The organism is Chitinophagaceae bacterium (genome assembly GCA_007695095.1).
Lineage (GTDB): Bacteria > Bacteroidota > Bacteroidia > Chitinophagales > REEL01 > REEL01.
Genome location: REEL01000166.1, coordinates 20,163 through 28,280 on the forward strand (window position 1 = coordinate 20,163; position 8,118 = coordinate 28,280).

General features: G+C 30.7%; 3 protein-coding genes. 1 reads left to right on the top strand and 2 read right to left on the bottom strand.

The annotated features are described in order from the left end of the window. The first annotated feature begins 9 nt into the window (after positions 1-9). On the top strand, positions 10-5,547 hold the full coding sequence (locus tag EA412_13840; protein TVR76356.1) for a PAS domain S-box protein: 5,538 nt from the start codon (positions 10-12) through the stop codon (positions 5,545-5,547). A gap of 27 nt (positions 5,548-5,574) precedes the next feature. Here the strand turns inward: EA412_13840 and EA412_13845 are convergent, their stop codons facing one another. Further along, positions 5,575-6,687 (bottom strand): acyl-CoA desaturase, encoded by a 1,113-nt coding sequence (locus EA412_13845; GenBank protein ID TVR76360.1) that lies wholly within the window; start codon positions 6,685-6,687, stop codon positions 5,575-5,577. Between the two features lie 180 nt (positions 6,688-6,867). Continuing rightward, a partial coding sequence (locus tag EA412_13850) for a T9SS C-terminal target domain-containing protein (protein TVR76357.1) occupies positions 6,868-8,118 on the bottom strand: 1,251 nt, incomplete at its 5' end.

The following is an 8,118-nucleotide window of genomic DNA, read 5'->3' on the forward strand; positions in this document are numbered from 1 at the left end:
AACTTTTTTATGGAAAATTACAAAAATGTTTACCTGTACATAATAATTTCTGAATTAAATAAGCAGGACATAACATCATTCCTAAAACTTTTCGAAGCAGACTCTTTAAACATTAAACTAATATTAACTGCCAATAAATCTAATACAGAAAGCCCCTTCTTTCAAAAAGTTTTATCGGAATTTCCATTTATTCAGCAGCTCCTCAAAAAAAATGAACGGTTAAATTTTGTAACGGAATCAGTTTATTACCTGCCCCCTTCTTTTCAACTAAAATCTACTGCTGATAAAAAAAAATTATTAATTGAAAACACCCCGGAAGATAAAGATAATATCTCTTTACATTTGGGAAATTTAGATACCATCTGCAAAACTTTTAGTGATGAGAAAGTCTTTTTTCCTCATAACACTTCCGGAAGTAATTTTCAAAAAAAGTTATTAATAGCAAGTAAATATACAAACTTTGAAAATGTAAATATTTTAAATAAAAAAAGTAAATCCCCTGTATTCCAATTATTTAAAAAAAATGCAATAAATGAAAGCTTCAATGCATTAGAAGACTTTTATTTTCATCTTCACGATTTGTACGAAGACTATTTATCTAAACTTGAATTTGAAAAAGAATATACTTTTGATAAATCTATTTTCAATCAAATAATTGAAAAACTGAATGAAATAAGTGATACCGATTTTAGCGATTATAAAACAGGAACGCTAATCAGAAGATTGCAAAAAAGAATGCAGTCATTGAAGCTTAAAAAAATTGATTCGTATTTAGAACTACTGGATAAAAAACATACTGAATGTTTTAAACTTTCAGAAAGCATGCTCATTGGTGTAACTGACTTTTTTAGAGACAGCGATGCTTTTAGTGCTTTAAAAAGTATTTTAAACGAAAAAATTAGGAAAGCTAAAAAGAATGATTTTTTCAGAGTTTGGATACCAGGATGCGCTACAGGTGAAGAAGCTTATACAATTAGTATATTATTAAACGAACTGATTCAAGCTAACAATCGTGTGTTGACTATCCGAATTTTTGCAACTGATATAAATGAGAAATCGATAGTTTTTGCCAGAAAGGGGTCTTATACAAAAGAGAGTATTCAAAATATTCCGATCCCTCTTTTAAACAAATATTTTAATAAAGTTTCAGACAGATATGTTGTTAAAAAGGAAATTAGAAAAAACATCCTCTTTACTCAGCACAACCTAACAAACAATCCTCCTTTTTTAAAGTTAGACTTAATTTCTTGTCGTAATTTATTAATCTATTTTAATTCCAAGCTTCAACATAAAATATTACAAACCTTTCATTATTCTTTAAATAATGAAGGTATACTTTTCCTTGGAAAATCAGAGAGCATACATAAGCTAAAAAGCTTATACAATACAGCTAACATAAGCTATAAGATTTTTGAAAAGAGGAAAAATTCCAGAAATAGAATCTTAACACTAAACAAAGTAAATAAATATAAAGTATCCAATACTTTTAACAGCGATGAAAATAACCGAAATAGAATAGAAAAGTTATTTAAGGACAATATATTTAAGCACTTATCTAAAACATTTATTTTAGTAAACGAAACTTTTGAGATTGAAAAAATACAGGGAGATTCTGCTTTGTATCTTCAAGTTCATAATCAAAGTAACAATATCTTAAAACTCTTAAAACCGGAGTTTGTAATTGAAGTAAGTCGATTATTAAACAAGGTTAAACCGGATAATACCTCAATTAAAAGCAAAACCTTTTTCGTAGACTTTTTAAAAACAAAAGTTGAAGTAGAAGTTACAGCTCACCCAATAATAACTAAAGAAAAAGACTTTTATATCTTATTAGTTTTTGAATATGAAAAAAATTTCAGAACAGAAAAGCCGGCAAACTCTAATAAGGATGAAATCTATCTCAAGCAAATACAGGAAGAGCTTATATATACCAGAGAGCATTTACATGAAACCATAGAGCAGTTAGAATCCTCAAACGAACAACTACAGGCACTTAACGAAGAGCTTCAGGCAGCTAATGAAGAACTGCAATCCTCTAATGAAGAATTAGAAAGCTCTAATGAAGAGTTGCAAGTGGCAAATGATGAAGTGCAACAAACTTATGAAGAAGTAAATTCACTTAATAATTCACTACAATCCCAAATAAATTTAACAAAAACATCAAAAGCTAATACTAAAGCCCTTCTTGATAATAGTTTACAGGCATTTTTTCTAATAGATAAAAGCTATAGAACATTAACTTTTAACAGTTATGCAGAAAAAGTTTCTAACGAGTTTTTTAACAAGCAATTAGTTGAAGGAATTTCAGTTTTTGACATCCTTTCACCGGTAGATTTTGATTTTTTGCACGGCATAATTATCAGGTGTTTTGAAGGTGAAAGTATAGCAGGTGAAAGACTTTTTACAAATCAAAAAGAGAAAACTAAATGGCTTAGCTATAATTTCACTCCGGTAAGTTATGAGGGGGAAGTTAATACTATTTCAATTGGTATGATTGACATTGATGAAAGAAAAAAAATAGAGCTGGAAGTAAAAGAACAAAAAGAGTATGTAACCACATTATTTAACCGAAGTCCAAATTTAATATATGTTAAAACTGCTGATGGAAAATTTGAAATGGTCAATCAAAGTACAGCAGACCTCTTTCTTCTTAAAAAAGAAGAAATGGAAGGATTGTATGACAAAGATATTATAAAGAATACTCAAGAGCTTAAAGCCTTTAAGCTAAATGATTCTAAGGCTTTAAATAATAATAAAAGTCTCTCTATAGAAGAAAAGTTTACCGATTCAAATGGTAATACTTTGTGGTTTAACACCATAAAGACAGGTATAAAAATTGGCAATGAGCATAAGATACTGGGTATTTCAACAAATATTACTGATCTAAAAAATTCTCAATTTTTCTATAAAAGCATTTTTGACAACACCCATGAGTCAATAATTATTTTAGATAAAAATGAATATAAAATATTAGATTGTAATAAGCAAACAGAAAAAATACTTGGTTTTTCAGCAAAAGAATTACTAAACAAAAACTTTTCTGTAATAGATAAAAGCTGGAAAGAAAAACAGAATGTGCTTAAACCTTTATTTAACAATAAAAAAATAATTTCATTTGAAAGTGAACATTTAAGAAAAAATAAAGAGTCTATTTTTGTTCAGATTAATGCTACATTAACCATATTTGAAAATGAAACTGTAATATTACTTTTTATTCAGGATATAACGGAACAAAAATCAAACATTAAGCAGTTACAGGATTCAGAGCAATTTATGCGCTCTATTAATACTAACCTCAAAGAAGGCATATACCGCAGCGAAGCAAAAGAAGGTTTAATTTATGCCAATCAGGCTTTTATAGAAATGTTGGGGTATAAAGATTTAGAGGAGATAAAAAAAGTTGGTTCCGAAAAATTATATGTTGACAAAAATCAAAGAAATGATCTCATAAATAAAAGTATAGAAAAAGGATACTTTAGAAATGAGGAAGTGCAGTTTAGAAAAAAAGACGGAAATACATTATGGACATTAGTATCAAGCATTGTCACCAAAGAAAAAAATGGGAGTAGCTATTTTGACGGGGCTGTTTTTGACATTACCGAAAGAAAAAAGGCCGAAAAAGCTTTAAAAGAAAGCGAAGAAAAATACAGGCTGCTCATTGAAAATCAAAATGATTTGGTAATGAAAACTGATACTGAAGGGAGATTTTTATTTGTAAGTCCATCCTATTTGAAGCTTTTTGGCAAGACAGAAAAAGAACTTATTAATAAAAAGTTTTTACCTCTTGTACATAAAGATGACAGAGAGCATACAGAAAAAGAACTTGAGAAAATTTTCAATCCTCCTTATAGTGTATATTTAGAACAAAGAGCAATGACAAAAGATGGTTGGCGATGGCTTGCCTGGTCTGACAGGGCCGTTTTAGATGAAAATAATAATGTCACTGGAATTATCGGTGTAGGTAGAGATATAACCAATCAAAAAAATATTGAAAATGCTATTCTGGAAGAAAAAAATAAATTGGATGCCGTAATCAACAGCTCGGATGAGTTAGTCTTTTCTTTAGATACTGAATACCGGTATACCATTTTCAACGAAAGCTATAAACAGTTTATAAAAAAACACTTTGATATTGATATAAAAATAAACGACAGTATCTCTGATGTTTTTGTCCATGATCCTAACTTCGAAAACTTTTTTTTAAAAAACATTGCTATAGCTAAAAAAGGCAAGAGGCATTTTACTGAAATTGAATTTAAATCAAAGGGAGGACACTTTATATTTGAGTTAACCTATAACCCCATATTTTCAATTGATAAATCATCTATCAATGAAATAGCTGTCTTTTGTAAGGACATAACATTGAAAAAAATGAAAGACAGGGAGCTTTATCTGGCTGAGCAAAGAAGAAAAATTCATATGCAAAACACTATGGTTGCATCCTTAGAATGGGATGCTAATCACAACATAAATGAATGGAATAAGGCAGCTGAAAAAATATTTGGTTGGAAACGAGAAGAAATGATTGGGACAAAAGCTGAAGTAATAATAGAAAAGGAATCTCTACCATTAGTAAAAAGAAATTTTCAAAAATTCCTTAAAGACAAAAAACCTTTTAAACTGATAAACAAAAATGTCACTAAATCAGGAAAAATAATGCATTGCGAATGGTATAACACTACCCTCCTTAACGATCAAAACGAACTAATTGGTTTTGCTTCTTTAGTAATGGATATTTCAGATAAAATTGAGTATGAAAATAAAATTGATAATCTGAATAAAGAATTAGAGATAAAAGTTAAACAAAGAACAAATGAACTCATACAGACTCAAAAGCAATTAGAGTTGAAAATGCATGATCTCTCTGAGTCTAACAAGGAACTGGAACAATTTGCTTATATAGCTTCCCATGACCTTAAAGAACCTCTCAGAATGATTAGCATCTATAGCCAATTGTTAGAAAGTAAAATAAATGATGTTCTTGATGAAAATACGTTAAAGTATTTTGAATTCATGAATGAGGGCGCCCACAGAATGAATGAGCTTTTAGAAAACTTATTGGATTATTCACGTGTCGGTAATAAAAAAGATACTATTAAGAAATACATGTTTAAAGAATCTTTGGAAGATGCACTGTTTAATTTACAAAATCAGATAAAAGAGATAAATGCAGAAATTATCATTGAATGCAGTACTGCAGAAGTAAAAGGAGATAGCAGCAGGATTGCTTTATTGCTTCAGAATTTAATTTCTAATGCTCTTAAGTACAGGTATGAAAAAAGAGATACAGTCATAAAAATTAGCTGTAAAAAAGACGGAAATTTCTATACCTTTTGCATAGAAGATAACGGCATTGGGTTTAAAGAAAAATATGCGGAAAAAATCTTTCTCATTTTTGAAAGGCTCCATAATCGTGAAGAGTTTGGAGGAACAGGTATTGGATTAGCTATCTGCAAAAAGATAGTTGAAAAACACAATGGTAAAATATGGGCGGAATCAAAAGTCAATGAAGGAAGTAAATTTTATTTCACACTTCCCTCTGCATAAAAAAAATTGAAATTTAATGATACTTATTTAAACAATTGCATCTTCCATGCTTGGAATTCTTCCAAATTTATGGAGTAATGCCAAGTGTGCAGACAAGGCATCTTTAAATTTTTTGTTCTCCATGTATGGTACTCCAAATTCCTCTGCAGTCTGTTTGACAATAGGCGCAATTTCTTTATAGTGAACATGACATATTTTAGGGAATAAGTGATGCTCAATCTGAAAATTTAATCCACCTACATACCATGATAAAAATTTATTATCAGTAGAAAAATTAACCGTCGTAAGTAACTGGTGTACAGCCCACTCATTTTCAATTATCCCTTTTTCGTTAGGTAATGGAAATTCAGTCCCTTCAACTGTATGTGCCAGCTGAAATACAACAGATAAAGTAATTCCTGCCACCAAGTGCATTAATAAAAAACCGGCAAGTACATGAAGGAAAGGAATGCCTAATACAACTGTCGGTAAAACTAAAAAAGTAGAAAAATAAACTATTTTTAATGCTATTATTTGCATAAAGAAAATAACATTTTCTGATTTTGTTTTTTTGTTTAGACCTTCTCTGGTAAACTTAAAGTATTGTACAAAGTCTTTTGCAATCACCCAGAAAATAGTAGCTAATGAGTACAATACAAATACATAAATATGTTGTAAACGGTGGTGCTTTTTTATTGCTGAGTGAGGTGAAAACCGGATTCCGCCTTTCGGCTGAATGTCCATATCCTTTGTCTCTATATTCGTGTAAGTGTGATGCAGAACATTATGCTGCAACTTCCAGTTATAAGGTATACTACCCAATAAAAGCAAAGTTTTTCCCATCCATTTATTTACATTTGGATTTGCAGAATAAGCTCCGTGTATAGAGTCGTGCATCACGCTCATTCCGATGCCTGCTACACCAAAACCCATAATTATCCATAATACTAAAGAAGCGAAAAGTGGAGGCTGAAATGTTAATAACAAAACAAAAGGTACTATATACATGCTCATCAAAATGACTGTTTTAATCTTCATTTCAGTGTTGGCATTCTTTGATTTGTTGTGTTTCTCAAAATGTTCGTTAACTCTTTTCTTAAGCGTTGTAAAAAATTGTCTGTTATCTTTATCTACAAACTTTATTTTATCTACTGCTTTTATATCCATATACTTTTAAACTTTTGATTAACTATTGTTAAAACGACATTATAGTCTTTAAAGTTTACAAAGTTAAAGTTTATTTGTTCAGTAATACAGTCTAAACCTTTTATTTCTAACATTTTTGCCAAAAAACTGCTTACTTTTTTAGACAAAAAGAACACGGATTTAAAAAGCTCTTAATTATCTCACCATAAGTTGCTGAGAAACCTGATGTTCACCACCTGTTAGGCGAACAGTATATACCCCGGAATTTAATTCCCCCGACTGTATAAACCCAAACTGTTCTCCTACAGATACATCACCTTTATATGATTCATGAACTTTTCGGCCCTGTGCATCAAACACTTCTAACTTTGTAGATTCCAGTTGGTTAATATGCTCTGAATCCATTCGAACATATACATTCCCACCATTAGACGGATTTGGGAATAATACAAAAGTTAAGTCTCCGGGCTTGTATAATTCAACGGATATTATATAGAATTTTTCTGATGAGCCATCAATATCTGTTTGTTTCAATCTATAATATGATACTCCTCCGTAAGGATCTCTGTCAACAAATTCATACTTAACAACTTTCTGAGAGTTCAGGCTTCCCTCAATTTCCTGAATTGGATAAAAATTCACACCCTCTTTACTTCGTAAGATAGTAAAGTGACTATTATTAATCTCAGTTGAAGTTATCCAATTTAAAATCACTTCATTTTCATTGGGTTTGGCTGTAAATGACAACAAATCAATTGGCAATACTGAACTACCGCCATAGCCCATTGAATAATTTCCGGAGCCTTCGCCATCACCTTCAATAAAATCACCTCCCCCACTCATTCTGAATAAACCTCCCGGAACCCAATCAGGAACTAAGCTTCCTACCATAGACCAAACACCTTCAAGCCTATCCCAATTACTATTGCCTCTAAGGGGATAAACAGCTATATCCAGTTCATAAATACTTAAATCTATATTTATTGTTTGATCGTTATAATTCAATATTACATCATAGGTTACCGTTTGGGTATCTGAGCTAAAACTAAAAACACCAAAGTAAGACTGATCCCACAAACCATCAAAGCCACTTGGAGGTGTATCATCCATAGGGTTTTCACTGACATAATACAAGTGAACTGTTGAAGGGGTTATGTTAAAATTACCAAGAATAAAGTTATTCCCTAAGTCATCCGATATAAAAAGAGGTGTGTCATCATCATATTGGAAAATTGAAAATTCACCAATCGGAGCTGAAGAATAGACTAACTCAGGGTTCCCAATTATTTCTCCATCATAACCATTGCCGGTTAAATCAATAATATGATCATTTACTTCTTCATCAAAACGCCAGTATGCTAATAAATTATCTTCTGAAGGATCTATTAATACAGTCATGTTTTGCTGAATTTCAGCTTCCGTCCTTACCGAAGACCAGTATCTTAC